This window comes from Flavobacterium sp. JAS (assembly GCF_020991455.1).
In the GTDB taxonomy this organism is placed as follows: Bacteria; Bacteroidota; Bacteroidia; order Flavobacteriales; family Flavobacteriaceae; genus Flavobacterium.
The window spans coordinates 1-390 of record NZ_JAJMOX010000059.1 but is presented as its reverse complement, the minus strand read 5'-3'; the positions used below and the strand labels follow the sequence as shown (position 1 = coordinate 390).

General features: G+C 34.9%; 1 protein-coding gene. It reads right to left on the bottom strand.

What is annotated here, in order from left to right; all coding sequences use genetic code 11:
- Positions 1-390 (bottom strand): HlyD family secretion protein (locus LPB88_RS23730; protein ID WP_230718287.1); only part of this gene is annotated, 390 nt, incomplete at both ends.

Here is a 390-nt window from a genome sequence, read left to right as displayed (position 1 = left end):
TCCGTTTGGCAAGGCAACATCTAATAAAAGATTTCCATCTTTGTCAGGAACAAGCGATATGTTTTGGATTTTTCCTTTTAAAACACCAAATTCTCTATCCGGAAAATTCGCCAGTCTGATATTTACCTTTTGACCCACTTTTATTTTACCTGAATTTAATGCGGGAGCTTTTACTTTACCAACAAAACCATTTTTAGCATCCGGAATTATCGAGAAAACATTATCACCAACGTTTATGGTTTGATTTTCATTCCAAACCTGTAAAAAAGTTACTACACCACTTATGGATGTTTTTAGAGTATAAGCCAATTCCCAATCTTTTATCACTTTTTTGAGTTGATAAAACGATTGTGCCATGTTACGCCCCAGATTAACTTCCTCTTTGGTGCT